Annotated in this window: 20 protein-coding genes and 1 pseudogene; 11 read left to right on the top strand and 10 right to left on the bottom strand. The window is 56.8% G+C overall.

Annotation, left to right across the window (positions count from 1 at the left end; translation table 11 throughout):
• Positions 1 to 166 precede the first annotated feature (166 nt).
• The 5 genes from ACA064_RS12995 to ACA064_RS12975 form a co-directional block, all read right to left on the bottom strand.
• A complete protein-coding gene (locus ACA064_RS12995) occupies positions 167 to 748 on the bottom strand; it encodes a gamma-glutamylcyclotransferase (RefSeq protein ID WP_497673704.1) in 582 nt (193 codons plus the stop codon).
• Positions 749 to 777: 29 nt separating this feature from the next.
• Complete coding sequence (locus tag ACA064_RS12990; protein ID WP_497673703.1) at positions 778 to 3414, bottom strand: AAA family ATPase; 2637 nt, start codon at positions 3412 to 3414, stop codon at positions 778 to 780.
• 62 nt (positions 3415 to 3476) lie between these two features.
• The gene (locus ACA064_RS12985; RefSeq protein ID WP_497673702.1) at positions 3477 to 3656 is read right to left on the bottom strand and encodes a hypothetical protein; all 180 of its coding nucleotides are present in this window, start codon (positions 3654 to 3656) and stop codon (positions 3477 to 3479) included.
• A gap of 537 nt (positions 3657 to 4193) precedes the next feature.
• Positions 4194 to 4652, bottom strand: coding sequence for a ribonuclease HI (gene rnhA, locus ACA064_RS12980; protein WP_497673701.1), 459 nt, complete (start codon positions 4650 to 4652; stop codon positions 4194 to 4196).
• Between the two features lie 106 nt (positions 4653 to 4758).
• Positions 4759 to 5517: a methyltransferase domain-containing protein gene (locus ACA064_RS12975; protein ID WP_497673700.1), complete on the bottom strand. Its 759-nt coding sequence runs from the start codon at positions 5515 to 5517 to the stop codon at positions 4759 to 4761.
• A 66-nt stretch (positions 5518 to 5583) separates the two neighbouring features.
• Here ACA064_RS12975 and gloB point away from each other — a divergent pair, with 66 nt between their 5' ends.
• From gloB to fabI, 8 genes are all read left to right on the top strand, one after another.
• On the top strand, positions 5584 to 6351 hold the full coding sequence (gene gloB, locus ACA064_RS12970) for a hydroxyacylglutathione hydrolase (RefSeq protein WP_497673699.1): 768 nt from the start codon (positions 5584 to 5586) through the stop codon (positions 6349 to 6351).
• Between the two features lie 98 nt (positions 6352 to 6449).
• Positions 6450 to 7892, top strand: a complete 1443-nt coding sequence (locus ACA064_RS12965; RefSeq protein WP_497673698.1) for a transglycosylase SLT domain-containing protein — start codon at positions 6450 to 6452, stop codon at positions 7890 to 7892.
• A gap of 220 nt (positions 7893 to 8112) precedes the next feature.
• Positions 8113 to 9942: an extracellular solute-binding protein gene (locus tag ACA064_RS12960; RefSeq protein ID WP_497673697.1), complete on the top strand. Its 1830-nt coding sequence runs from the start codon at positions 8113 to 8115 to the stop codon at positions 9940 to 9942.
• Positions 9939 to 11792, top strand: a complete 1854-nt coding sequence (locus ACA064_RS12955; protein ID WP_497673696.1) for an extracellular solute-binding protein — start codon at positions 9939 to 9941, stop codon at positions 11790 to 11792. Before ACA064_RS12960 ends, ACA064_RS12955 begins: the two co-directional genes overlap by 4 nt.
• Position 11793: 1 nt before the next feature.
• Positions 11794 to 12867 (top strand): microcin C ABC transporter permease YejB, encoded by a 1074-nt coding sequence (locus ACA064_RS12950; RefSeq protein WP_497673695.1) that lies wholly within the window; start codon positions 11794 to 11796, stop codon positions 12865 to 12867.
• Position 12868: 1 nt separating this feature from the next.
• Positions 12869 to 13888, top strand: coding sequence for an ABC transporter permease (locus ACA064_RS12945; RefSeq protein ID WP_497673694.1), 1020 nt, complete (start codon positions 12869 to 12871; stop codon positions 13886 to 13888).
• 1 nt (position 13889) lies between these two features.
• Positions 13890 to 15500 carry an ABC transporter ATP-binding protein gene (locus tag ACA064_RS12940; RefSeq protein ID WP_497673693.1) on the top strand — a complete coding sequence of 537 codons (1611 nt, stop codon included), beginning with the start codon at positions 13890 to 13892 and terminating at the stop codon, positions 15498 to 15500.
• A 20-nt stretch (positions 15501 to 15520) separates the two neighbouring features.
• Positions 15521 to 16315: an enoyl-ACP reductase FabI gene (gene fabI, locus ACA064_RS12935; protein ID WP_150802880.1), complete on the top strand. Its 795-nt coding sequence runs from the start codon at positions 15521 to 15523 to the stop codon at positions 16313 to 16315.
• A gap of 88 nt (positions 16316 to 16403) precedes the next feature.
• Here the strand turns inward: fabI and ACA064_RS12930 are convergent, their stop codons facing one another.
• Entirely contained in the window at positions 16404 to 20822 is a 4419-nt protein-coding gene (locus ACA064_RS12930) for an SET domain-containing protein-lysine N-methyltransferase (protein ID WP_497673692.1), read from the bottom strand.
• A gap of 498 nt (positions 20823 to 21320) precedes the next feature.
• Here ACA064_RS12930 and ACA064_RS12925 point away from each other — a divergent pair, with 498 nt between their 5' ends.
• A complete protein-coding gene (locus ACA064_RS12925) occupies positions 21321 to 21746 on the top strand; it encodes a VOC family protein (protein WP_497673691.1) in 426 nt (141 codons plus the stop codon).
• A gap of 16 nt (positions 21747 to 21762) precedes the next feature.
• Here the strand turns inward: ACA064_RS12925 and ACA064_RS12920 are convergent, their stop codons facing one another.
• From ACA064_RS12920 to ACA064_RS12905, 4 genes and pseudogenes are all read right to left on the bottom strand, one after another.
• A complete protein-coding gene (locus tag ACA064_RS12920; protein ID WP_497673690.1) occupies positions 21763 to 22728 on the bottom strand; it encodes a GGDEF domain-containing protein in 966 nt (321 codons plus the stop codon).
• 67 nt (positions 22729 to 22795) lie between these two features.
• Positions 22796 to 23005, bottom strand: coding sequence for a hypothetical protein (locus ACA064_RS12915; protein ID WP_497674369.1), 210 nt, complete (start codon positions 23003 to 23005; stop codon positions 22796 to 22798).
• 249 nt (positions 23006 to 23254) lie between these two features.
• A pseudogene (locus ACA064_RS12910) lies at positions 23255 to 23392 on the bottom strand (short-chain dehydrogenase/reductase); the annotation flags it as partial.
• A gap of 114 nt (positions 23393 to 23506) precedes the next feature.
• Positions 23507 to 23764, bottom strand: a complete 258-nt coding sequence (locus ACA064_RS12905; RefSeq protein ID WP_497673689.1) for a transmembrane sensor/regulator PpyR — start codon at positions 23762 to 23764, stop codon at positions 23507 to 23509.
• 294 nt (positions 23765 to 24058) lie between these two features.
• Between ACA064_RS12905 and ACA064_RS12900 the strand changes: the two genes are divergently transcribed.
• Positions 24059 to 24562 carry a VOC family protein gene (locus tag ACA064_RS12900; protein ID WP_497673688.1) on the top strand — a complete coding sequence of 168 codons (504 nt, stop codon included), beginning with the start codon at positions 24059 to 24061 and terminating at the stop codon, positions 24560 to 24562.
• Positions 24563 to 24599: 37 nt separating this feature from the next.
• Positions 24600 to 25433 (top strand): AraC family transcriptional regulator, encoded by an 834-nt coding sequence (locus ACA064_RS12895; RefSeq protein ID WP_497673687.1) that lies wholly within the window; start codon positions 24600 to 24602, stop codon positions 25431 to 25433.
• Positions 25434 to 25494 lie beyond the last annotated feature (61 nt).

The raw sequence follows: 25494 nt of genomic DNA, 5'->3' as shown, positions 1-25494 counted from the left end.
GAAGCTGAACAGCTCGCACGATCCGACATCGAACAGCCAAAAACAGTTACTAACAGTAAGTGGCTGAATTAGCTTGAAAATATGAGTAGTAACAGTTAACAAGGCTCCGGAATCAATCCGCACGCCCGCGTGAGGCGTGACCTGAAGAGGGGCACAATGCGGCCGCTTAAAGGCCTATACCTGAACCCCCTTCCTTGACGTCTATTCCATTCACTTCGTCCCTAATCTCCGGACGGACCTCACATAATAGATCCCGCATCTCAGTTACCGCAGGATCGTTGATGCCGAGCTTCGTCAGCTGCTCATAAACATCCAATACATAGTCTGAGCACTTGCCGCTTGAGCCCTTGGCATGGCTGGCCAACTCGATAGCTACTTGCGTATCGGAGGATCGGATTATGTTTTTACCCGCGTACAACGGGACCAATGCCTGTACCGCTCCTGAACCCTCGGCAATAACCTCCAGAAAGGAGAGATTGAAACTCCTACCTTCACGTCGGGCAAGGTAAGCCTCTACATCGCCTCTCCGTGCTTCGGAAAATTCGAATGCAATCCCAAGACAGTGTGCATTTGCTTCAGACACCAGGTTGAGGGTTGGACACGGACAATCGCGTGTCCCCCAGTTAGTGACAGACGCTTTATTGAATGCGCGCCGATATCCCTTTAGTTCCGCTGTAACTCGCTGCGTGCAGTCAAAGTCTTTCTCCCAACCGTCGGTCATCAGCGATCCGTACCCGAAAACCCACATGGCAGCTCCCTTTTTTGGTTTTCTATCGCTTAACTGAACACAGCCTTTGGCTTGGCCTTTTCCCAGTCCTTGCGAGCCCTGCTGTAGTCCGACTTAATGCTGTCGAACTGAGAAAATTCACTGGCCAAGACTTCAACCGTGAGCGGCACCTCATGGAAATCTTCAGAATGTGAATGCGCGTCGATGTAACGGGACAATGCGACCATTCGCTCGTGCACACAGAGTGCAATCGCCTCATCAAAGAAAACTTGGTTCAACGTGAACGTAATATTCTCTCGCCACCGACGTACGACGTTGTTAAACAGCTTCTTCTGGATGAAATCCTCATAGCCGGTTCTCAAGCTTCCACAGGCTTTTTCCAAAGCATCGCGCTGCGGGTCGCCAGTCAACGCGCGCGCTGCATCGTAGTGTTTTTTCGCTCGGTCATACGCAGCGCCTTCGTAATGCTCATGTGGAAAAGCCAATCGATCTATCGCACCTGGGGCATCGTTGTCATCACGCCACACTGTCCGCCCGGCAAATGACACACCTTTATCCTCCGCGGCAGTTGCGAGGTAGTTCGTAAACAGAATGTCATGAGTGAACACAATGACCTGACGGCGTGTGGCCTCATCCACCAGGCGTTGGGCGATGAGTTCCTTACGTACATGGTCCATGGACGTAACCGGATCATCGAAGATGACGCCGGCACATGTACCATTGAGTTCGATTTCCGTCAGAAAGTCCGCCAATGCCGCGGCGGTCTGCTCCCCTTCACTCAGTACACGGGAAGGGTCAACACCGGCCGTACCTGCGTTGCTGATCTCGATCTTTCGATCTGTTGTGCCTGCATCCCCAGCAAAGCGGAACTGCACGGGCAACTCCAGATTTAACGCATCGCAGTTCTCCGCAAATCGAGCAATAAAACCTTGCGCAACCAACGTCGTAGCAAGGGCTTTTTGCTTACTTGTCACATCACGCTGAATGGTTGAGAAGCCCCGAATGCATGGGGTTGCCTTACTCACCCATTGGAGACCCTCAACCGCTGCAGCAATATTATCGTATTGGCCAGAAAGGCGATGGCGGTCATTCAGAAGTTGTTGCTCTAACAAAAGAGCATCAATCAAAGCCTTGGGATCACTTTCGCGCAGTTGTTCATTGTCCCGTTTCAAGCGCTCGACCAAAGCGCTGATGCGCTCTGAAACAGCGTCATACTCCAGCAGGGAACACATCGGGTCGCAGACGTTTGTTACAGCAAGGTCCAAAGACTCAATGAGATGCCGGTAGCCTTCCACATGAGCCGCGATATCGGCTTCCAGCACCGTGTCGAGCTCCAGCAGCGCACGCCGCGCAGCACTGTCCTGGGCAAAGAACGTAGTACTAACCGAGCTTATGTCCGAGCCATGAACTTTCATTTCGTCTCGGGCGGTGGTCAGCTGCATTTCTACGTCGCTTGCGACCATCTTATAGAATCGCTCCATACGATCTGCGCTCTCCGCATCGAGCACCTGCTGACACAACACGCAGCGCGACTCCTCGGCTTGGGGAGGGAACGCATCGCCTGGATAGGCTTCGGCGTTGTATGCGATCGCAGCGGATAAAAGATCTCGCCACGCCGTAGTCCCTATCGGCTGTACAGGCTCTTCGCCGAACTGCGCTGCGGACAATGCCGCGCCTTTTTCGATGAGTTCACCAATCTGCTTAGCAGTTTCGCCAATTTTGGTCACCGTGGTCGGTTTTACACCGACAGCCAACGCAGCAATACTCGCTTTGACAGCGTCCAGGTCAGCAATCCGTTGCTCGTTTTTTTTGACGATTTCCTTAGGGTCCGTTGTCCTAAGCTCAGTCAATTGCGGCTCGATGGCCAGTAATCTAGCGGTTTCGACATCGCCAAACACCGCAAACGTTTTCAGCTGGATCAAATCCGTTTGCGCGGTAAGCGTCGCCAAGGCATTGGCTACATCTGACGTGCTGTCCTGGATCGCGAATTTATCCAGCACCGGCGTCCGATTGGTGATTTCGTCACGAAGCTTTGTTTGTAATTTGCCAAACGCTGTCACCATTCGAGGGAAAACGTCGAACAGGTACGGCATGACTTGAAAGACGTTGCGGTCATCAAGGTGCACGCGAACGCAGGTCGAATCGAAAACGGAAAAACCATCACGCAATCGCGGGCATGCCTCTTGATGCACGAAGGTGACATTTGAACCGTCGTCAAAGTGGAAGGCTGCCGTAGGCTTCGGATGTGTGCCCTTCGCAAGCCTGACGTCACCTAAGATGCCCGTGTCTTTTGATCGAGTGAAACATGCAGACTTCAGGACACGTGCATATCCAGACTTACCGGCGCCATTAGGGCCATAGATCACCGTAAGTTTTGGACCAAAGCTCAGGGTTTCGCCAGCAGCTAGCGCATTGACGCCTTCAACCGACTCCATGGAGGTTAGGGTGCAGACAGCCCCCGACGAGTCGACCTCGAACTGCGGCAGAGTCATGTCCCAGGTGGCACGAACTGCCGCTGGCACACTAAGACCTTGGTCGATTAGGTATTCGGTAAAGACCTCATCCAGTGATTCATCGCTGAGCTCAGCTGATGCCACCAACTGGCTTAACAAAAAACTCTGCCAGGGAGAAAGTGTTTTCCCCCAATCAGACAGCGCATCGAAGATATTGAATGCAGGCTGCGTCATAAGGCGTCTCTCGAAGCGAAACAGAGGATAAAAATGCTGCGAGGACCCAGTCTTATAGATACTCACGCGCGGCAAACCTGCTCCACACGCCGATTGCAGACCGCCTGTTGATCCAGAGGGGCGTGATCGTCAAAATATTTCAAGAAAGCCACGATCTCGTTCACTGATCCGTAAGGCTCCTCGAAAATCAGGTTGCGGTGTGAAATGAATGACGGTGCGTTTCCTACCGTGGAATTGGACATGCGAGCTCCGAAGCCCGCTCGAACCGTGCGGGGACAGAGATTCTATCTAAGTCTCTGCGTGCCCTTATCTTAAAATGTAAACGATGGAACCCCGAAATAGATCATCGTTTACATTTTGGACGCATCCAGGATGAAAACTCACCCATCAGAATCATGCAACCTGACTGCCAAGCCCCACACTATCAGACTTTAAACCCGTCATAGACGCGCAAGATCCTCGGTTACAACGTTGACAAGTAGCCAGAAGGTTATAACGGATCTGTTGGCCATCAGGGGTCAGCTCTCAACGGGTCATTCGTGCAAAAGCGGCGATATTAACACGCTCGCGGACCATGACGCGCGCAAGCCCAATGACCGGCAGGGTTGTGTATGTCTGGCAGATCCTGTTGCCGAACACAGTCGGGGAGCTGGGTAGGAGCTGGGTAGGAGCTGAGTAGGAGCTGTCGAGTGAAACGAGGCTGCGATCTTTCCAGGTCCCCTCGAGTCCCAAGCGAAAGATCAAAAGATCGCAGCCTGCGGCAGCTCCTACGAGTGAAATCAGGATTGCTTGTAACCGCGCACTTCATCCACGCCACGGTTGGCCAGTTGGTCGGCGCGTTCGTTGCCGTGGTGGCCGATATGGCCGCGTACCCACTTCCAGGTGACGTTATGGCGATTGACCTGCTCATCAAGCAGCTTCCACAGGTCAGCGTTTTTCACCGGTTCCTTGGAGGCGGTTTTCCAGCCGCGTTTCTTCCAGTTGTCCATCCATTCGTTGATGCCTTTCATCACGTACTGGGAGTCGGTCACCAGCAACACGTCGCAGGAGCGTTTGAGCTCCTCCAGGCCTCGAATTGCCCCCATCAACTCCATGCGGTTATTGGTAGTGTTGGCTTCGCCACCCCAGAGTTCTTTTTCAACGCCCTTGCAGACCAGCAACGCACCCCAGCCGCCCGGGCCGGGATTGCCCTTGCAGGCGCCATCGGTGAAAAGTTCTACGCTATCGCTATCGCTCATGCCCAACCTATCCAGAAAATGCCTGTGGCTTGCCGATCGTTGATCGACAACGCCCGAGGCCGGGCAAGCCCGGCCGGCCAATATAATATTAAAGAGAAAGAGTGTTTTACGGCTCGATGTCGCGTCGATTGACCTTGGCCATCGGCAATGGAATCAGCTTGCCCATCGGTTCGCGGCGAACCTGACGCACCGGCCTCAAGCCGACCACGATCTTGCGCGCGACCAACAAGTAGAAGCCGCCACCGGACAACTGCCAGTCACCGGCCTTGCGCTCCCAACCGGCCAGACGGGCCTGCCACGCCGGGGACGCAAGCGGCGGACGATAGCACCCGAAGCGGCGTTTCTCCAGCGCAAAGCCCAGCAGGTTCAACCAGTCACCGACCCGTGAAGGCGAAATGCAGCGCGCCTTGCGCAACGCGTCATGGGCGAACACATGGCGCAAGCCCCAGCTACTCCAGGGGTTGATGCCGATAATCAGCAAGTGCCCGCCGGGACGCACGCTGCTGGCTGCTTCACGAAGCAAGCCATGGGGTGACAGACAAAAATCCAGACCGTGCTGCAATACCACCACGTCGGCAGCATGCTCGCTGAGGGGCCAGGCCTGCTCCTCACAGACGATCTCCACGCCGGGCAAGGGTGCGCCGAGCCGGACATTGCGCTGCACCTGGGGCGCCGCTGGCGGCGTTTCGGCCGAGGGCCCGTAATGCACCAGGTAGCCGCCGAAAAACCGCCCAAGCTCGTCTTCAAGCATGCGCCGCTCTTCGTCCAGCAAGAATTGTCCGATGGGCCCGGCCAGCCATTCACGGGCCGCGCCGATCAATGCCAGCCAGTCAGGATCAGCCTGAGCGAACGCTTTATCGGTCATTTGCATTCTCCAACTCGCCAAGAAGTTCTAAGATGCGCCATTGTTTTCCGCTTGGCGAATCCGACCATGATACAGATCAGTGCCCTGCCCGCATTCACCGATAACTACATCTGGTTGTTACAGGACCACCGCACCCAGCGCTGCGCCGTGGTCGATCCGGGTGATGCCGCGCCGGTGCAGGCCTGGCTCGAACAACATCCGCAGTGGACACTCAGCGACATCCTGGTCACGCACCATCACCATGATCACGTCGGTGGTGTCGAGCAGCTTAAACAAAAGTCGGGCGCCCGGGTCTACGGGCCGGCAAGCGAAAACATCCCGGGCCGCGATGTGGCGCTGCACGACAATGACAACATCAGTGTACTCGGCTGCGAAATGAAAGTATTCGCCGTCCCCGGCCATACGCTGGGGCATATTGCGTATTACCACCATGGGCTGCTGTTCTGCGGCGACACGCTGTTCGCGGCCGGTTGCGGGCGACTGTTCGAAGGCACCCCCGAGCAGATGCATCACTCGTTGAGTCGTCTGGCAGCGTTGCCTGAAGACACCCTGGTGTATTGCACCCACGAATACACCCTGAGCAACCTGCGCTTTGCCCAGGCGGTCGAGCCGAACAATCCGCACATCGCCGAACGTCTGGCGAAAGTCGCTCAATTGCGCGAAGACGGCCACATGAGCCTGCCCTCGACCCTGGCCCTGGAAAAGCTCACCAACCCGTTCCTGCGCACTGGCGAAACATCTGTTAAACAAAAAGCGGACGAACGGAATGGCCTCGATAACCGTGGTCCCAGTGCGGTTTTTGCTGCCTTGAGGGCTTGGAAAGATAAGTTCTAGACGTACTACTGTTGACACAAAAATTCTGAATGGTTGACCGCACCTCAGGTGCTTCCTAGAATCGCCCGACATTTTTGCCCGGAACTTACTTCCAGCCAATGTCGTCATTTATCAGTAAAACCATCAATTCAGACGCATTGACCCGCCTGGCTCAAGCCATCGCGGTGGCTGTGTCCGCCACTCTGGCGGGCTGCCAAAGCACCAGTTATGCCCCGCAAACCAACGCGGCGCATGCCCCGAATCTTTCCAACCGGGTCCAACAAAAACCCGTCTGGCTCAGCGAAAAACCAACCCCACAAGCCCCTCAGGATGTCTGGGAGCGCATGCGTCTGGGCTTCCAGTTACAAGACAGCCTCGGCGTCAACCCGCGCATCGAGCAACAGCGCCTGTGGTTCGCCAGCAATCCGTCGTTCCTGGAGAACGCCGGTGAGCGCGGCAGTCTTTATATTCATTACATCGTCGAACGCCTTGAAGAGCGCAACATGCCGCTGGAGCTCGCGCTGCTGCCGGTGATTGAAAGTGCCTACAACCCGATGGCCTACTCCCGGGCCCATGCCGTCGGCCTGTGGCAGTTCATACCGTCTACCGGGCGCTACTTCAACCTGCGCCAGACCCGTTTCTACGATGGCCGCCGCGACATCACCGCCTCCACCACCGCGGCGCTGGATTACCTGACCCGTCTGCACGACATGTTCAACGGCGACTGGATGCTGGCCCTGGCGGCCTACAACGCCGGCGAAGGCACCGTCAGCCGGGCCATCGAGCGTAACGAAAAACTCGGCCTGCCTACCGATTACTGGAATCTGCCGCTGCCTGCCGAAACCCAGGCTTACGTGCCCAAGTTGCTGGCCTTGTCCCAGGTGGTGCTGGCGCCGGAAGCTTATGGCGTGAATCTGAACCCGATCGCCAACCAGCCCTATTTCGAAGTCGTCGAAATCAACCAGCCCATGGACTTGTCCCGTGTCGCCGCCGTGGCCAACATCGACGAAGACGAGCTGTTCCAGCTCAACCCGGCCTTCAAACAACGCACCACCATCGACGGCCCCCAGCATCTGCTGGTGCCAACGTCCAAGGCCCAGTTGCTGACCACCAGCCTGTCGACCATGAAGCCGGAAGAACTGATCAGCAAACGCTCGCTCAAACCGGTGTTCGATGACGTGGCTGACGACGAGTCACCCAGGCTGAAGCGCAGCTACCGGGTAAAACGCGGTGACAATCTGTCGCTGATCGCCAAGGCCAACAAGGTCGACGTCAAGGATCTGCAACGCTGGAACAAACTGACCGGCAAGAACCTGAAGGCCGGCCAGACCCTGGTCATGCAGGACACTGGTAAAGGCAAAGGCAAAGGCAAAGGCAAAGGCAAAGGCAACAGCGTTGCCAGCAACAAGAAGTCGACCCAGTACAAGGTCAAGCAAGGCGATTCGCTGTATATGGTTGCAAAGCGTTTCAATGTCGAGATGCAACATCTCAAGCGCTGGAACCCACGCACCGGCCAGGCACTCAAGCCGGGGCAGATGCTGACGGTTTCTGCGCCCCATTGAGTACCCCCCTGTAGGAGCAGCCGGTCGACGCTCGATTGCTCGCGATGGACGTTAACGATAACGCGTGTTCTCTGAATAAACGCGTCGCCCTTGAGTCCATCGCGAGCAAGCTCGCTCCTACAAGGGCTAGCGCACAGGAACACGGTCTTTTTCCTGTCGATACAAGCTGTTACTGTACCGATCACAAAGCCCAAGCCGCCCGGATCGGATCTCTGACTTGATGCGTCCCCTCCTCCTGCTCCTAATCAGTCTGGCCTTGAGCTTTCCCGCAAGCGCAACAATCAGCGAAAGCCATGGTTATGCGCAGTTCGGCACGCTCAAATACCCGGCAAAATTCACCCATTTCGATTGGGTCAATCCTGCAGCGCCGAAAGGCGGCACTTTGCGGGTTATGGCGTTTGGCACCTTCGATACGCTCAACCCCTACACTTTCAAGGGCTCCAGCCCGGTTTCGACGTCCAATTTCCTGCAATACGGCGTCAACGAGCTGAACGAAACATTGATGGTCGGTACCGGCCAATACGCCCCTTCGGGTGATGAGCCGACTGCCAGCTATGGCCTGATCGCGCAATCGGTGGAATACAGCGAAGACCGCAGCTGGGTGGTGTTCAACCTGCGCCCGGAGGCACGCTTTCACGACGGCACGCCGATCACCGCTTACGACGTGGCGTTTTCCTATCGCCTGCTGCTCAAGGAAGGCCACCCGCAATACCGGACCAACCTGCAGGAAGTCCTGCGGGTCGACGTGCTCAACCCGCAACGCGTGCGTTTCGTCTTCAAACGTGCCGGCAATCCGCTGCTGATCCTGCGCCTGGGCGAGCTGCCGGTACTGCCCCGGCATTACTGGAAAGACCGCGACTTCAAGGCCACCACCTTCGAACCGCCACTGGGCAGCGGGCCGTACCGCATCACTGCGGTGCAACCGGGACGGCAGCTGGTATTCGAGCGGGTCAAGGATTACTGGGGCAAGGCGTTGCCGGTCAATCGCGGCAAGTACAACTTCGACCGGGTCGAGGTGGAGTTCTACCGCGACAGTGATGTGGCCTTCGAAGCGTTCAAGGCCGGCGAGTTCGACATCTATATCGAGCACCAGGCCAAGAACTGGGCCAATGGCTACAACTTCCCGGCGGTTCGTCGTGGCGAGGTGATCAAGGCACAGATCGCCCATAAGATTCCAACCCAGACCCAGGGCCTGTTCATGAACAGCCGCCGCGGCACCTTCGCCGACATCAAGGTGCGCGAAGCATTGGGGATGATGTTCGATTTCGAGTGGACCAACCGCACACTGTTCAGCGGCGCCTATAAACGCGCGATGAGTTACTACCCCAACAGCGAGTTTTCTGCCACCGGGGTTCCGGTCGGCCATGAATGGCTGCTGCTCTCGCCGTACCGCAGCCAGTTGCCGGCCAACCTGTTTACCGAGGCCTTCAGCCTGCCGCAGACCGAGGGTCGAGGCATTGGGCGAGACACCCTGCGCCGCGCCCTCGGGCTGCTGGCCGAAGCCGGCTGGAAGCTCAATGGCCAGCGCCTGCAGAACAGCGCCGGTCAGCCCCTGCGCTTGGAAATCCTGCTGGTCAATCCCAATCTGGAAAGGCTGCTGCAACCCTACGCCGAGAATCTTGCCAGTATCGGCATCGATGCGCGCCTGCGCACGGTAGACCGCGCCCAGTACAAACAGCGCCTCGACCAGTTCGATTTCGACATGATCCTGATGACCCTCGATCAAACCCTCAGCCCGGGCCTGGAGCAATGGCAGTACTTCCACTCCAGCCAGGTCGGGGTCAAGGGCAGCAAGAATTACGCTGGCGTCGCCAACCCGGTGGTCGATCATCTGCTGGAACAGTTGCTCGCGGCGAAAACCCGCGACGAACAACTGGCTGCCGGCAAGGCCCTGGACCGGGTCCTGCTGTGGCAGCACTACATCGTTCCCAACTGGTATATCAACTATCATCGTCTGGCGTACCGCAACCGGTTCGCCTTCGTCGCCACGCCGCCCTACACCCTGGGCCTGAGCGCGTGGTGGCTGAAGTCTTCGGAGAAAGCCCAATGATGCCTTTGCGTGCCCTGCTCTTGCGGGCCTGTGGCCTGTTGTTCACGGGACTTGCGTGCGCCGCCCAAGCCGCCCCGCAGCATGCCCTGACGTTGTATAACGAGCCGCCTAAATACTCAGCCAACTTTAAACATTTCGATTACGTCAACCCGGATGCGCCCAAGGGCGGGATCTTCCGCCAGGCCGGTTTCGGTGGCTTTGACAGCCTCAACCCGTTCATCAACAAGGGCGTACCAGCCGACGATATCAATCTGATCTACGACACCCTGGCCAAACAGAGCCTGGACGAACCCTTCACCGAATACGGGCTGATTGCCGAAAAAATCGAAAAGGCCCCGGATAACAGCTGGGTGCGTTTTTACCTGCGCCCCGAGGCCCGCTTCCACGACGGCCACCCGGTTCGTGCCGACGACGTGGTGTTCAGCTTCCAGACCCTGATCAAGAGCGGCGCGCCGCTGTACCGCGGGTACTACGGCGACGTCGAAGAAGTAATCGCCGAAGACCCGCTGCGGGTGCTGTTCAAGTTCAAGCACAACAACAACCGCGAATTGCCGCTGATCCTCGGGCAACTGGCGGTACTGCCCAAACACTGGTGGGAGAGTCGCGATTTCACCAAAGGCAACCTTGAGATGCCGCTGGGCAGCGGCCCTTACAAAGTCAGTTCGGTGAAGGCCGGGCGCTCGATTCGCTACGAGCGGGTCAAGGACTATTGGGGCAAGGACCTGCCGGTCAATCGTGGCCAATACAATTTCGACGTCATGACCATCGACTACTACCGCGACAATACCGTAGCGCTGGAAGCCCTCAAGGCCGGTCAGTTCGACTACTGGATGGAGATGGCAGCGAAGAATTGGGCCAATGCCTACAACACCCCGGCGGTTGCCGAAGGCCGGCTGATCAAGGAACAGATCCCCAACGGCAACCCCACCGGCATGCAAGGCTTCGTCTTCAACCTGCGCCGTCCGGTGTTCCAGGATGTGCGGGTACGCGAAGCCCTGAGTCTGTTGCTGGACTTCGAGTGGACCAACAAACAACTGTTCAACGGCGCCTATGCGCGCACCCGCAGCTATTTCGAGAATTCGGAAATGGCCGCCACCGGCCTGCCGGATCAGGAGCAACTGGCGATACTCGAACCGCTGCGGGGAAAAATCCCCGAGCCGGCGCTCAGCGAGCCCTTCCAGCCATCGAAGACCGACGCCAGCGGCATGATCCGCGCCCAGCAGCGCAAGGCCTATCAGCTGCTGCTGGAAGCTGGCTGGCGGATTGTCGATGACAAGATGGTCGACGCCACCGGCAAACCGGTGACCATCGAGTTCCTGCTGGCCCAGACCGAATTCGAGCGGGTATTGCTGCCGTTCAAGCGCAACTTGAGTGACTTGGGGATCGAGCTGGTGATTCGCCGGGTCGACGTGTCCCAATACATCAATCGCCTGCGCTCGCGGGACTTCGATATGGTCGTCGGCAGCTTCCCGCAGTCCAGTTCACCGGGCAACGAACAGCGCGAATTCTGGAAGTCGGAAAGCGCCGACAAACCTGGCAGCCGCAATTACATCGGCCTGAAAGACCCGGCCATCGACCAGCTCGTCGAACAGCTGATCAATTCCGATTCGCGCAAGAGCCTGGTGGCCCATGCCCGCGCCCTCGACCGGGTGTTGCAGTGGGGCTACTACGTGATCCCCAACTGGCACATCAAGACCTGGCGCGTGGCCTACTGGAATCATATCGGCCACCCGAAAGTCTCACCCACCAACGACGTCGGCATTTCCACCTGGTGGATCAAACCCGACGCCGCACCGGCGGTAGAAATTCAATCCCAGGTGAAAGCCGAACCCGCAGGCGTGGAGCAATAAGATGCTGGCGTATATCTTTCGGCGGCTGCTGCTGATTATCCCGACCCTGTTCGGCATTTTGCTGATCAACTTTCTGATCATCCAGGCAGCCCCCGGTGGCCCGGTGGAGCAGATGATCGCCAAGCTCGAGGGTTTCGAAGGCGCCACCAGTCGCATTGCCGGCGGCGGCGCCGAAGTCTCGGTGGCCGGCTCCAGCTACCGTGGCGCCCAGGGCCTGGACCCGGCGCTGGTCAAAGAGATCGAGCAAATGTACGGCTTCGACAAGTCGGCGCCGGAGCGTTTGTGGATCATGGTCAAGAACTACGCCAGCCTGGACTTTGGCGACAGCTTCTTTCGCGATGCCAAGGTCATCGACCTGATCAAGGAAAAAATGCCGGTGTCCATTTCTCTCGGGCTCTGGAGCACGCTGATCATGTACCTGGTGTCGATCCCGCTGGGGATCGCCAAAGCCACGCGGCACGGCAGCCATTTCGACGTCTGGACCAGCTCGGCGATCATTGTCGGCTACGCGATCCCGGCGTTCCTGTTCGCCATCCTGCTGATTGTGGTGTTCGCCGGTGGCAGTTACTTCTCCTGGTTTCCGCTGCGCGGGCTGACCTCGAACAACTTCGACGAGCTGAGCTTGGGTGGCAAGATCCTCGACTACTTCTGGCACCTGGCGCTGCCGGTGACGGCCCTGGTGATCGGCAACTTCGCGACCATGACCCTGCTGACGAAAAACAGCTTCCTCGACGAGATCAACAAGCAGTACGTGGTCACCGCCAAGGCCAAAGGCCTGACCCAGCGCAAGGTGCTGTATGGCCACGTGTTCCGTAATGCCATGCTGTTGGTGATCGCCGGTTTCCCCTCGGCCTTCATCGGCATCTTCTTCACCGGTTCCTTGCTGGTGGAAGTGATCTTCTCCCTCGACGGCCTGGGCCTGATGAGTTTCGAAGCGGCGATCAACCGCGACTACCCGGTAGTGTTCGGTACTCTGTTCATCTTCACCTTGCTGGGATTGGTGGTGAAACTGATCGGCGACCTCACCTACACCCTGGTCGATCCGCGCATCGACTTCGAAAGCAGGGAGCATTGAGATGAATATTTCCCCCCTCAATCGCCGCCGTTTCGAACTGTTTAAAGCCAACAAGCGTGGCTGGTGGTCGCTGTGGCTGTTCCTGATCCTGTTCGGCCTGAGCCTGGGCGCCGAGCTGATCGCCAACGACAAACCGCTGGCGGTGCATTACGACGGCGACTGGTATTTCCCGGCGCTCAAGCGCTACCCGGAAACCGCCTTCGGTGGTGAATTTCCGCTGGAAGCCAACTACAAGAGCCCGTACATCCGCGAACTGCTGAAGGCCAAGGACGCCTGGATCCTGTGGGCACCGATTCCCTACAGCTACCAGAGCATCAACTACGACCTGAAAGTCCCGGCCCCCGCGCCACCCTCGGCCGATAACTGGCTGGGCACCGACGATCAGGGTCGCGATGTGCTGTCCCGGGTGATTTACGGATTTCGGGTCTCGGTGCTGTTCGCCCTGACCCTGACCATCCTCAGTTCGATCATCGGTGTGATTGCCGGGGCCTTGCAGGGTTTCTACGGCGGCTGGGTCGACCTGGCGGGGCAGCGCTTCCTGGAGATCTGGTCCGGGCTGCCGGTGCTGTACTTGCTGATCATTCTCGCCAGTTTCGTGCAGCCGAATTTCTGGTGGCTGCTGGGCATCATGCTGCTCTTCTCCTGGATGAGCCTGGTGGACGTGGTGCGCGCCGAGTTCCTGCGCGGGCGCAACCTCGAATACGTACGGGCCGCCCGAGCGCTGGGCATGCAGAACGGCGCGATCATGTTCCGGCACATCCTGCCCAATGCCATGGTCTCGACCATGACCTTCATGCCGTTCATCCTCACTGGCGCCATCGGCACCCTGACCGCCCTGGATTTCCTCGGCTTTGGCCTGCCGCCCGGCGCGCCGTCCCTCGGCGAACTGGTGGCCCAGGGCAAATCCAACTTGCAAGCGCCGTGGCTGGGCATGAGTGCCTTCGCCGTGCTGGCGATCATGTTGAGCCTGCTGGTATTTATCGGCGAGTCCGCTCGCGATGCCTTCGACCCGAGGAAGTAAAATGAATCAGAACACTCTGATCGAAGTCCGCGACCTCTCCGTCGAATTTATCGCCGGTGAGCGCCGTCAGCTGGTGGTCGAAAACGTCAGTTTCAAAATCAACCGCGGTGAAACCCTGGCCCTGGTGGGCGAAAGCGGCTCGGGTAAATCGGTGACCGCCCATTCGATCCTGCGTCTGCTGCCCTACCCCCTGGCACACCATCCGACCGGTGCCATCCTGTATGCCAACCAGGATTTGTTGAGCCTCAGAGAGAAAACCATCCGCCACATCCGCGGCAACCGGATCGCGATGATTTTCCAGGAGCCGATGACCTCGCTGAACCCGCTGCATTCAATCGAGAAACAGATCAACGAAGTGCTCGGCCTGCACAAAGGCCTGACCGGCAAAGTGGCGACCAAACGCACCCTGGAATTGCTCGAGCTGGTGGGCATTCCCGAGCCGCACAAGCGCCTCAAGGCTCTCCCCCACGAATTGTCCGGTGGCCAGCGCCAGCGCGTGATGATCGCGATGGCCCTGGCCAACGAGCCGGAACTACTGATTGCCGACGAGCCGACCACCGCCCTGGACGTGACCGTTCAGCTGAAAATCCTCGAATTGCTCAAGGAGTTGCAGGCGCGCCTGGGCATGGCATTGCTGCTGATCAGCCACGATTTGAACCTTGTGCGAAGAATTGCGCATCGCGTATGTGTCATGCAGCGTGGTTGCATCGTCGAACAGGCATCATGTGAAGAGTTGTTCCGCGCGCCGAAGCATCCTTACACTCAGGAACTGCTGGCAGCGGAGCCTCGCGGCAATCCGGCGAGCAATGTGGCAGGTGCCCCTTTGCTGGAAGTCGAGGACCTGAAAGTCTGGTTCCCGATCAAGAAAGGCTTTCTGCGCAGCACCGTCGATTACGTGAAAGCGGTGGACGGCATCAATTTCAGCCTGCCTCAGGGTCAGACCCTGGGGATCGTGGGTGAGAGCGGTTCCGGTAAATCGACCCTGGGCCTGGCGATCTTGCGGTTGATCGGCAGCAAAGGCGCGATCCGTTTCGAAGGCAAGCAGCTAGACTGCCTGACGCAGCAACAGGTTCGGCCGTTGCGACGGCAAATGCAGGTGGTCTTCCAGGACCCCTTCGGCAGCCTCAGCCCACGGATGTCCGTGAGCCAGATTGTCGGTGAAGGGTTGCGGATCCATAAGATGGGCACGGAGGCAGAGCAGGAACAAGCGATTATCGCGGCGCTCGTGGAAGTAGGTCTGGACCCGGAAACCCGGAACCGCTACCCCCATGAGTTCTCTGGCGGGCAACGGCAAAGAATCGCCATTGCCCGGGCATTAGTGCTAAAACCGGCGTTGATTCTGCTGGACGAGCCCACTTCGGCGCTCGACCGGACAGTCCAGCGCCAGGTTGTGGAGCTGCTGCGCAGGCTGCAAACCAAGTACAACCTGACATATTTGTTTATCAGCCATGACCTGGCGGTAGTCAAAGCGCTCAGCCACCAGTTGATGGTGGTCAAGCAGGGCCAAGTGGTCGAACAGGGTGACGCGCAAACTATTTTTGCCGCACCGCAACATCCCTATACACAGCAGCTGCTGGAGGCCGCTTTCCTGGCCCCAACAGCTGTCGAATAACCTGAAGAGAGGAGCAACACATGGGTTTTCTCGCCGGTAAGCGCGTACTGATCGTCGGTGTCGCCAGCAAGCTGTCCATCGCATCCGGCATCGCTGCCGCCATGCATCGCGAGGGCGCTGAGCTTGCCTTCACTTATCAGAACGACAAGCTCAAGGGTCGTGTCGAAGAGTTTGCACAAGGCTGGGGTTCGAGCCCCGAGCTGTGCTTCCCGTGTGACGTGGCCAGCGATGAAGAAATCGCCAAGGTCTTCGAAGCACTGAGCAAGAAGTGGGACGGCCTGGACTGCATTGTGCACTCCGTCGGCTTCGCCCCGGGCGACCAACTGGACGGCGACTTCACCGAAGCCACCACCCGTGAAGGTTTCCGCATCGCTCACGACATCAGCGCCTACAGCTTCGTAGCCCTGGCCAAGGCTGGCCGCGAAATGATGAAAGGCCGCAACGGCAGCCTGCTGACCCTGTCGTATCTGGGCGCCGAGCGCACCATGCCGAACTACAACGTGATGGGCATGGCCAAGGCTTCCCTGGAAGCTGGCGTGCGTTACCTGGCCGGCTCCCTGGGCCCGGATGGCACCCGCGTCAACTGCGTATCGGCTGGCCCGATCCGCACCCTCGCCGCTTCCGGCATCAAGAACTTCCGCAAAATGCTGGCCGCCAACGAAGCGCAAACTCCGCTGCGTCGTAACGTCACCATCGACGAAGTCGGCAATGCCGGCGCCTTCCTGTGCTCGGACCTGGCGTCCGGCATCAGCGGCGAAATCATGTATGTAGACGGCGGCTTCAACACCACCGCCATGGGCAACCTCGAAGAGTGATGCCCACGCTGTAAAAAACCCGCCGATTTGGCGGGTTTTTTATGGGCCTTCTCTTCGCCCTTGGAAGCACCGAACGTTTGAGTGTCGCTCAAGTCCAGTCGTAGCCGTCTCCATAATCGAGAAGGAGTTCATCCCCCTTCTTGATGTCTTGCCATGCAACAAAGAACGTCATGTATCTTCCAACGTTAATGGATGCCACATTTTCACGCCCCAAAGATGGCCTGCCTGGCGCGGTAGGACTATTGATCAGACTTAAAATATTGCCGCTGCCATGGGCACTGAGCGTTCCGTCATTTGAAAACGTGTTAAATGAATAACTACCCACAGCCTTATGACCCTTTTCTGAAATCTCCTCTACCAGCGTTTTATTTCCAACATGCAACTTTCCCGAATACGGACCCAGCACTTCGAATCTTTTAATGTCGCGTTTCGCAACTACCGAACGACCAAGCTCCGGCCTCAACACTTTAGATTCCATGAGCTTATCCAACCTCGACGCGAGGTTATTCTCGTTTCGAATCCAGTCACGCACGTCCTGGATGATTTTTTCCTGCAACTTCAACCTTGCGGTCTTTGCCGTCACCTCATCAAGTAATTGATTCCAGTAGGTCACCTCAATTTCATCAGCAGTTGCTGCACGCCCACCAGGTCCTTCAGCCTCTAGCGTCAGGCTCTTTTTAACATTTTTCGGGTCCTGCAGAATCGGCAACGAGTTGTCTATGTCATGATCCAGGTGAGGCCCTCGCGGTGGGGCTTCCCGATCTAAATTCTGTGCAGCCTCAGGGTCTGGCCGGGGGCGCTTGCTACTTCCGGGCACGCTCTCTTCTGCGGGACGTTTAGTGCTCTCGGATGTATCGCGCCCTGCCGGACTTTTGCGCGCCAAGTGCGGCATGGGAGTCGGCTCGCCAAATATAAGTAGCTGTTTTCCGGACTTTGTAAGACCACCCGTTTCGTCCACGCAAGTTCCCCAACGCACTGGATTCAGATTGTTTTGCTCAACAAAATCACTCGCGGTAGTCTTATTGTTTCTGGACTTATACAGCGCCTGCCAGGCTTCCAGATGCTCATAGGTAAGAGTGGTGAACTCTTCACCCTTGGCATGCTTCACCAACACCTTTCCAGCGGCTTTAAGCTTGCCATACTGATCGATGTGTTCCATGAATAATGCAGGATTGAGATTATGCCGATTAGCAAATCCCTCTTGTGTCAATCGATCACGCCCGTGCTGAGATTGAGCTTGCCAGTGCCTCAAATGTTTGTCAGTGATCGCTGTCTGAACGTTCCTTGCTCTCAGGAGCACTTGCTGCCCTTCACTCGTGAGTCCGAGATTCAACTGCGCATACTGTCTGAATTCTTGAGGATCGAGTCGGTATTTGTCGGTGAATTGACGCACTGCCATCGCTTCGACCGAGTCATTTAACTGCTTCCATTCCTCCAGGTGTTTGTCGGTGATCAAGTCATAGTCCCCAGGGGCGCCTCCACTTAACCCGATCTTCTGCCACTGACCAGAATAGGTCGACCATACCTGCAATTCCGTTTGTCGGTTGGTTTTGTAATTGACGATATTGACAGAAACAACATCGTCATTGAGATCAAAATCATTTCGAATTTGATACACTGCTATGTTCCCACCTTCATCTATGTTGCATATGTAGTGCCGCTGGCCATCCACACTCCGATAAATTCCTTTGGAGTTAGGCTTGAGCCCTGCTATGCACAATGCCGGCGCTGCATAATGACGGTAGACCAGGTTACTGATGGCTGTTTTCGGCTCCTGGTAACTCGGCCCGAAAACGTGATTGGTTGATGAATCGATCAGACGATAATCGCGGGAAGCAAGGTTGCCGGTGTTACGCATCGGGACGTTATCGATACCGCCGACGTTGCTCAGTTGGTCACCGGTTCGCAGCGGTTTCCAGGTCGCTGGATTCACTGAGATCAGATGAAGAGTGGCGCCCGGGGAAGCCATCTTCATCGACCATCTGCTCAGTTGAGTGATGCCTCTATTGACTTGCCTTGCGCCAGCCCCGGCCACTTTGAGCGAGACGGTACCTCCCAGTTTGAGCAATGTCAGCGGACCGTCCAGCGGGTTGAGCTCCTGTAGGCTCGATATCACCAATTGTTTGGTCAATGCGGTGAATCGAGGCAGTGCAACGCGAATACCGACTTTCCCGGCCTGGACTGCCAGGCGAGTTAAACCGGAGACGTATTTTCCGATCGGAAAACCGAACGATACGATATCGGCAAACAGGGCCAGGCCGCCTTGTTCAATGCGCTCAGGATCGCCCGATAACAAATCGTCTATCGGCCCCCAGACAGGCACGACCATTTTCCCCCAGAAAGAAAGTTCATCCAGCAACCTTTGCTCGAGGTCCAGTTCTTGAGTGTTTTTTCGGGTCTGCTCCAGGAGCGCCTGTTCGTCACAGAAGAAAAGCTCTCGGGAGACCATTTCTGCCAGGTCCTCGCTGCGCCGGGAATGGAGCAGGTTGGTGAAGAAGGATTCTTCCCTGGGCGTTTCGATGATGGCGGGTAACGTCCGGCCTACCTGCTCAGCGATCAAGACAGCTGAGCTACCCTCTATGGGTCTGCTTCCATGCATATAGGCCTGCCAGTCGAACTTCAGCTCGGTACCGAATCTGAACTGTCCTTTGCTGGGGCGGGAGGTGCTGCCGGTCGACCGCACTTCTATCGAACCACCAATGAGCAAATCACGGATGTCTTCGCGGGCACGAGCCACACAGGCCTCGGGGAAGACCTCCATGTAGTATTTCTTATTGTGAAAAACAGTCTCGATGACGAACCCTGCTCGTCCCCGGACCGCATCAGTGTTGCGTTTGGTTTCGTGCCCCAACTGCGTATTAGGAAGCGCTTCTCTTAATGAGTACACCCTGACTTCGCCAACGTCGATACTGTGTCGATACAATGACGGAAGTTGGGTGAGAAGCCCCTTGATCAGGGTTTTGTAAGCAATCTTCGGCGTCTCGAGGGATGAATGGAATGCCTTTTCAAACGCCTCATCCGAAGTGAAACGCCAACGGCCGGGTGGCGTCAGAACAAGGTTCTGGACTGCCTCGGTCATATCGCGCTCATGCTCCTCCAAAACCGTAACGGCTCGCTCGATTTCTTCGGCCGAGTAACCTTGATGTTTTATCGCCATCACACCATTGCCGACCGCCCATTGCACTGCCGGAGCCAGTCGGGATGCAGCGACCAGCGTTTGGTCTTCAGGTGAAGCTGCACGAGAATGTTCGGCGGGCAGGTTGAGCAACTGCTCGAAGGTCATGTGTCTTGATGAGCCGCAAGCCATCGCCTCCGCCAAAATAAAACCGCTCCTGAAATTGACCCATGTGCTGGAACCGGTATAGGTCAGATCATCCGGAATATCGCGTACCCAGAGTTCGGAAGAGGTGTTCGCTTCGATGACGCGCATAACCAGACGCGCGACAGGCGCAAAAGTGTCCAGGCGGCCCATCAAGTCCGTTACGATGTCCTTGCGGATAAAAGAATAGTTAACCCCCAGGCCGGTAAATTTCGCCATATCATAGTTCAAATATAAACATTCCGGCTGAGTCGGCGACGCAGCGACACTCAGCCAAAGTGCGCGCCACACCAATTTCGCCAATACCGGTTGCGGGCAGGTTTCGCCTTCTTTGCTACCGTACCAGTCCAGTGCTTTGACGAGCCTGCGGCCCAAGGCAAGGCTGTTTTCCGTGTTTACCAGTTGCTCAAGAACAACGGTAGGTGTGTTGGTAACTTGTTGTTCCAGCTCAACCGTAAAAAAATGCGTAGCCAAGTAATTGATCAGCGATTTTTTCTGTTCCGCTTGAGTTTGATAAATGACCTCGAGGATGCATTTATCGTCCTGATCATCCATGATCAGATCAAGATCACTCAATTGACCGTCGTGACCCAGTACAAGGGCAGCGCGAAGCTCCTTCAGACTATCCAGCACGGCCTCCCATTGAACTGCCGTCTGCGGCGACGACGGAATAATCAAGTAATATTTCAAGACAAGGTCGAGCCGAATCGTACGGTCGCGTCTGATGCCGTCGCCAATGATGCGATGGACGTCCAGAAGAACCGCAATATCGTGCTGCCAGTAAGCAGGAACTTCATCCAGCAATAACTTTATGTTATCAATGGTGAGTACCAGAGCGGGCAACGGTGTCTCGACCTTGGGACTGCTCAACAGCGGTACGATAATATGATGCCAGAACCAATCCGTTTCGCTGGGGCGGCTGATTCCGTTTTTCTTATCTTGCAGGTACTGCTGAAACTCTTCGTCCGCGTCAAGTTTTTTCAGCACCGCAAACGCGTCGGCGCATACATTGTCCAGTTCGGAATGGCTGGGAGGTGGGTAATAAACATGTGTTGCGGTCGACGAAGAATAACCATGAATGCGCAAAGTACCATGGACCAGTTGCTCCATGTAACCAATTAAATGATCAATATCCTGCAGGCGTTTTTCTGGCCGCTTGAAATAGAAATCGGAAATAGCATTATTCAAAATACAGCCCTCATGAAGTTTAACCGTGATTAGCTTTTATATATTTAGCAGACGTCAGCGTACAACTCACCCATCAATACGTGACAATTCATTCAACGTCGAACACCTGTAATATCAAGAAAAAGTTAAACCAGCAGAATGCAACACGAATGACTGACACGAAAACACTAAAGACCGAACACAATAATCACCACAGCACAAACATGCCACGTGGAGAATCGCTTGTTCACAATAAACGATGACGCGGTTCTCCAGATAAACCGCAGTGCCTGAATCGCGATCAGGCCCACACCCTGAACTACTCCCCCTGAATGCCATCCAGCAAACACCGGGCAAACAACTGCTGAATCGGTTGATTACGCTGACCATGCCGTACCAGCAGCACGATCTCGCGGTAGAACGTCAGCTCCCCCAATGGGATGATCCTGACTTTGGCTCCATATTCCTACCACAAGGCTAGAATCAGTCCGACTTCCCTGCGAACGAGGCTTGATCCCGATGCGACTTTCCCCCTTTCACCTGGCCATTCCGGTTTTCGATCTGCCTGCCGCACGGCGTTTTTATAGTGAGGTGTTCGGCCTGGAGGAAGGCCGCTCAAGTGATCAATGGGTCGACTTTAATTTCTTCGGCCATCAACTGGTCATCCATGCACACCCTAAAACCACCTCGCAGGAATCCGCCCACACCAACGCCGTGGACGGGCACGATGTCCCAGTCCCGCATTTTGGGGTGGTGTTGGCAATGGATGAGTGGCAGGCCCTGGCCGAACGGCTGAAATCCCTCGACACCCAATTCGTGATCGAGCCCGGTATTCGCTTCAAGGGCCAGGTCGGCGAACAGGCCACCATGTTCCTCTTCGACCCCTGCGGCAATGCCCTGGAGTTCAAGGCATTCAAGGATATCGATCAGTTGTTCGCCAAGTAAGCCTGAGGATGAGGTATCAGCGATTTCCGAAAACTTGCTTATGGACGTGTATCGCCCAGTCGGTATCGGCCAGCAGACCCTCGATCGATTCGTGACGCTGCAGGTCATATTCGATCTGGCCGACGCTGAAGCGAATGGCGTAGCCGCGCTGCAAGGTCGAGTTACGCTCATCCAGAATCTCTTGCAGGCGCGCCATGATGACCGAAGTCTCCATGTGATGGGCGCCGGTCAGCAACGCCACGAACTCATCCCCAGCCAAACGGCCGATCACATCACTTTCACGAAACGCGATGCGAAGCACGTCAGCGAAGGTTTTAAGCGCATTATCACGCTCGGCATGGCCGTACAAGTCGTTGATCTGCTTGAAATCGTCGAGATAAAAAAACAGCAGCGTCGCCGGTTTTTTCAACCGTTTACAGGCGCTCAACCCGTGTCGGGCCAGGGCCTCGAAACCATGGCGATTGGACAGCAGCGTCAGTTCATCCATGCTCGCCACCTGCACTGCCGCCAACTCCTGCTCAGCCATGCGCGCAAGCTCACGTAGCAGCTCGCGCTCTTCGTCGCCCAGTTGGCGGGGTTTCGTATCGATCAAACACAAGGTGCCAAGTGTGCTGCCATTGGCGGCGGTCAGCGGGCAGCCTGCATAAAAACGAACGCCTGGATCGCCGACTACCAGCGGATTGTCATGGAAGCGCTCATCGTGCTGCGCATCCGGCACCATCAGGATGTGGTTTTCGAGGATCGCATGGCCGCAAAAAGAAATATCACGCCTGGTCTCCCTGGCCGCCAGCCCATCACAGGACTTGAACCACTGCCGGTCTGCGTCCACCAGACTGACCAAGGCGATCGGCACATTGAACACGCGCCGGGCCAATCGGGTCAGGCGGTCGAAGCGCTCCTCCGGGGAGGTGTCGAGGACATTCAACGAGCGTAAAGTCTCTACGCGGGCACCCTCATTGACAGGTTTGATTGGGGTCAGCATCACGCACTCCCTTGGCATGTATGTTCCTTTTTGACCAGTCCACGCGCGGTTTACTCCGCGATACCTCTCACACTTGGCTGGGTCGTCTCCATGCCCAGAGCTTGAACTGGCTGACGAAGACGTCATGGGCCACCGGCACCGGCGCCCGGGTACCGCCGGGACTCCAGCCCCAGAGCACCGGTTTGTCTTCACTGACGTGTTTGATCAGCGCGGCTGCCAACGCCGTCTCATTGGCGGCAAACAAGTCCGGGGCATAGCTGCCCAGGCTGATTAACATTATCGACCCGAGAAACAGGTGTCTTCTCACTTCACACCTCCGCCAACGGCAATTCGCGCAGGCGTTGACCAGTCAAGGCAAACACTCACTGGGTCCTTGAGCTGCATCGCTGTGGCCGTTTCCGGTCTACGCGCGCATTAGGGTTATCCATACAGCTAAGCGCACTTTGCTGAGCAGGCCACCTTCATCGACAACCGGTCATGCAAAGGCCACCTTATCCGGGCGGCCTTTTTTCACTTGAGGGGAGGATCAAAAATCAGTGGAGGCCGACAGCTCGCGCCAGGTTTCCAGCTCCCGCTGGACGAAGGCGTTCTTGGCTTCCATATAGCTGATCGAATCACTGCCCAGCGGCAATCGCAACGGCGGTTGCTCGGCTTCGACCAGGGTACTTCCCGAGCCGGACCCAGACGCAACCCAAGCTGCGCGCCTTTATCGACATGGCCAGCGCCTGGGTGGCCACCCAAGGTGGTCTGGGTCGGTGTCCGGGTTGAGCCACAACCCTCAGGCTGCGGCGAAGACCAGGCCTTTTTTCGCAGCGTGCAACCGGCGCTGGGACAGCAAGCGCATCACATAGCCGATTTTGAGCAAAGTCGGACCCAGGATAACCATCCCGTGCATGGGCACCAGGGTCACTATCCCAAGCTGGCCTTCGTAGCCGTAAGCACCCGTCACGCCAATACCCAGCAGGACCAGACCAAGCCACAGGACTTTGCTCGATAGCTGCAGCGCATTTCGAGGGGAGCTGAAGAATTCAAACATTGTGGAGTACTCCTGAAAAGTTCAGTTGTACTGTTTCTCTTCCAAGTCCCATGCCAGATTAAAATACTTTATATTTCAGCCAGTTATCAAAATAGAGGTCAATTTGACCCAAGGCCAGGCTTGTCCTTATGACACATACTAGTCATAACGACTACACCCTTCGGTCTACATCAGCCACACCAGAATCTACCCGCCGCCAATGAGCTGTTTGCTTGTCGATCTACGGCACGGCCAGACGACTGCCCGCGGGCTACGCTTTATTTTCAGCGTGCTTACCCGATGAGGAGAACCGCCATGCAACGCATTCAGAAGATCACCCCATGCCTGTGGTTCGACTATCAGGCCGAGGCTGCTGCCAACTTCTATTGCTCGGTGTTCGATCACTCGAAAGTCACTGCCCTCACTCACTACGGCAAAGCTGGGTTCGAGGTTCATGGCCGGCCCGAAGGCTCGGTGATGACTGTCAGCTTCGAACTCGATGGTCAGACCTTTACCGGGCTCAATGGCGGTCCGGTATTCACCTTCAGTGAGGCCATTTCGCTGCAGGTCAATTGCCTGAATCAGGAAGAAGTCGATCACTTCTGGAACAGCCTGTCCGATGGCGGCGACAAACAGGCCCAGCAATGCGGCTGGCTCAAGGATAAATTCGGCCTGTCCTGGCAGATAGTTCCGGTGGCGTTGATGGACATGCTGAAAGACCCCGACACGACAAAATCCCAACGGGCCATGCAAGCCATGCTGCAGATGAAAAAAATCGATATCGCCACACTCCAGCAAGCCTTTGCCGGCGAGAGCTAATACACTCGATAACCGGCCTGCCGATGGATGCCCGACGATGACCCGAAACCTTGCGAAAGATGCCGACAAGGCGCCACGCTTCTGGCGTGACCCGGCCCTGCCGTTCATCGAAGCGCGCTCCATCGCGGACGGCCGCGAGGTCTGCTATGCCCGACACTCCCACGAGCACTTTTCCATCGGTGCGATCACCGCCGGGCAAAGCACCTATATCCATGAAAACAGCCAACTGCGGGTCGGCGCCGGCACGGTGGTGCTAATGAACCCCGGCGAAGTCCACGCCTGCAACCCGATCGACGACCAGCCCTGGTCTTACCGCATGTTCTACGTCGATACGCCGTGGTTGACCGAGCTTCAGCACCGGCTGGGGTTCAGCCCGGAGCTGGGTTTCAGAGCCTTTTCCACCACCCACAGCACCGTCGCCCGCCTGTATGCAGGGCTGAACCGGCTGTATGAGGTACTGGTCGACGAACAGCTCGAAACACGGCGCAAACACAGGGCCGCAGTGGCGTTTTTTTCCGAACTGCAGCAACGACTCAACCCGGCTGAACTCCTCGATCGCGACGTCAACCTCAAGCTGGAACGGGCCGCCGCGTACATTCGCGACAACTGCACCTCGGCGCTGAAACTCGAAGACATTTGCGAAGCAGCACAGCTATCGGCCTCCTACCTGATCCGCGCCTTCAAACAGCACTACGGCATGACGCCCCATGCGTTTCTGGTCAACTCCCGTATTCAGTTCGCCCAGGCGCAACTGCGCAGCGGTAAGTTGATTGCCGATGTCGCACTGGAGGCCGGGTTTGCCGATCAGGCGCATTTTCAACGAGCCTTCAAACAGCATCTGGCCGCGACGCCGGGGCAGTATCGAGGCTAAGCATCACCCTCGGTATCACAAACACTGCACAAAACCCCTGTGGCGAGGGAGCTTGCTCCCG

This window comes from Pseudomonas sp. LBUM1658 (assembly GCF_059716055.1).
The sequence above is the reverse complement of the archived record's forward strand: the minus strand, read 5'-3'. Positions and strand labels throughout refer to the sequence as shown.

What these genes read in the sequence shown, in the direction of transcription:
- ACA064_RS12965 (WP_497673698.1), top strand. Translation starts at nt 6,450, where the DNA reads ATGTCGTCATTTATCAGTAAAACCATCAATTCAGACGCATTGACCCGC.
- ACA064_RS12905 (WP_497673689.1), bottom strand. Translation starts at nt 23,764, where the DNA reads ATGTTTGAATTCTTCAGCTCCCCTCGAAATGCGCTGCAGCTATCGAGC.
- fabI (WP_150802880.1), top strand. Translation starts at nt 15,521, where the DNA reads ATGGGTTTTCTCGCCGGTAAGCGCGTACTGATCGTCGGTGTCGCCAGC.
- ACA064_RS12920 (WP_497673690.1), bottom strand. Translation starts at nt 22,728, where the DNA reads ATGCTGACCCCAATCAAACCTGTCAATGAGGGTGCCCGCGTAGAGACT.
- ACA064_RS12990 (WP_497673703.1), bottom strand. Translation starts at nt 3,414, where the DNA reads ATGACGCAGCCTGCATTCAATATCTTCGATGCGCTGTCTGATTGGGGG.
- ACA064_RS12915 (WP_497674369.1), bottom strand. Translation starts at nt 23,005, where the DNA reads ATGTTAATCAGCCTGGGCAGCTATGCCCCGGACTTGTTTGCCGCCAAT.
- ACA064_RS12940 (WP_497673693.1), top strand. Translation starts at nt 13,890, where the DNA reads ATGAATCAGAACACTCTGATCGAAGTCCGCGACCTCTCCGTCGAATTT.
- ACA064_RS12985 (WP_497673702.1), bottom strand. Translation starts at nt 3,656, where the DNA reads ATGTCCAATTCCACGGTAGGAAACGCACCGTCATTCATTTCACACCGC.
- ACA064_RS12975 (WP_497673700.1), bottom strand. Translation starts at nt 5,517, where the DNA reads ATGACCGATAAAGCGTTCGCTCAGGCTGATCCTGACTGGCTGGCATTG.
- gloB (WP_497673699.1), top strand. Translation starts at nt 5,584, where the DNA reads ATGATACAGATCAGTGCCCTGCCCGCATTCACCGATAACTACATCTGG.
- ACA064_RS12925 (WP_497673691.1), top strand. Translation starts at nt 21,321, where the DNA reads ATGCGACTTTCCCCCTTTCACCTGGCCATTCCGGTTTTCGATCTGCCT.
- ACA064_RS12955 (WP_497673696.1), top strand. Translation starts at nt 9,939, where the DNA reads ATGATGCCTTTGCGTGCCCTGCTCTTGCGGGCCTGTGGCCTGTTGTTC.
- ACA064_RS12895 (WP_497673687.1), top strand. Translation starts at nt 24,600, where the DNA reads ATGACCCGAAACCTTGCGAAAGATGCCGACAAGGCGCCACGCTTCTGG.
- ACA064_RS12995 (WP_497673704.1), bottom strand. Translation starts at nt 748, where the DNA reads ATGTGGGTTTTCGGGTACGGATCGCTGATGACCGACGGTTGGGAGAAA.
- ACA064_RS12960 (WP_497673697.1), top strand. Translation starts at nt 8,113, where the DNA reads ATGCGTCCCCTCCTCCTGCTCCTAATCAGTCTGGCCTTGAGCTTTCCC.
- ACA064_RS12900 (WP_497673688.1), top strand. Translation starts at nt 24,059, where the DNA reads ATGCAACGCATTCAGAAGATCACCCCATGCCTGTGGTTCGACTATCAG.
- ACA064_RS12950 (WP_497673695.1), top strand. Translation starts at nt 11,794, where the DNA reads ATGCTGGCGTATATCTTTCGGCGGCTGCTGCTGATTATCCCGACCCTG.
- ACA064_RS12945 (WP_497673694.1), top strand. Translation starts at nt 12,869, where the DNA reads ATGAATATTTCCCCCCTCAATCGCCGCCGTTTCGAACTGTTTAAAGCC.
- rnhA (WP_497673701.1), bottom strand. Translation starts at nt 4,652, where the DNA reads ATGAGCGATAGCGATAGCGTAGAACTTTTCACCGATGGCGCCTGCAAG.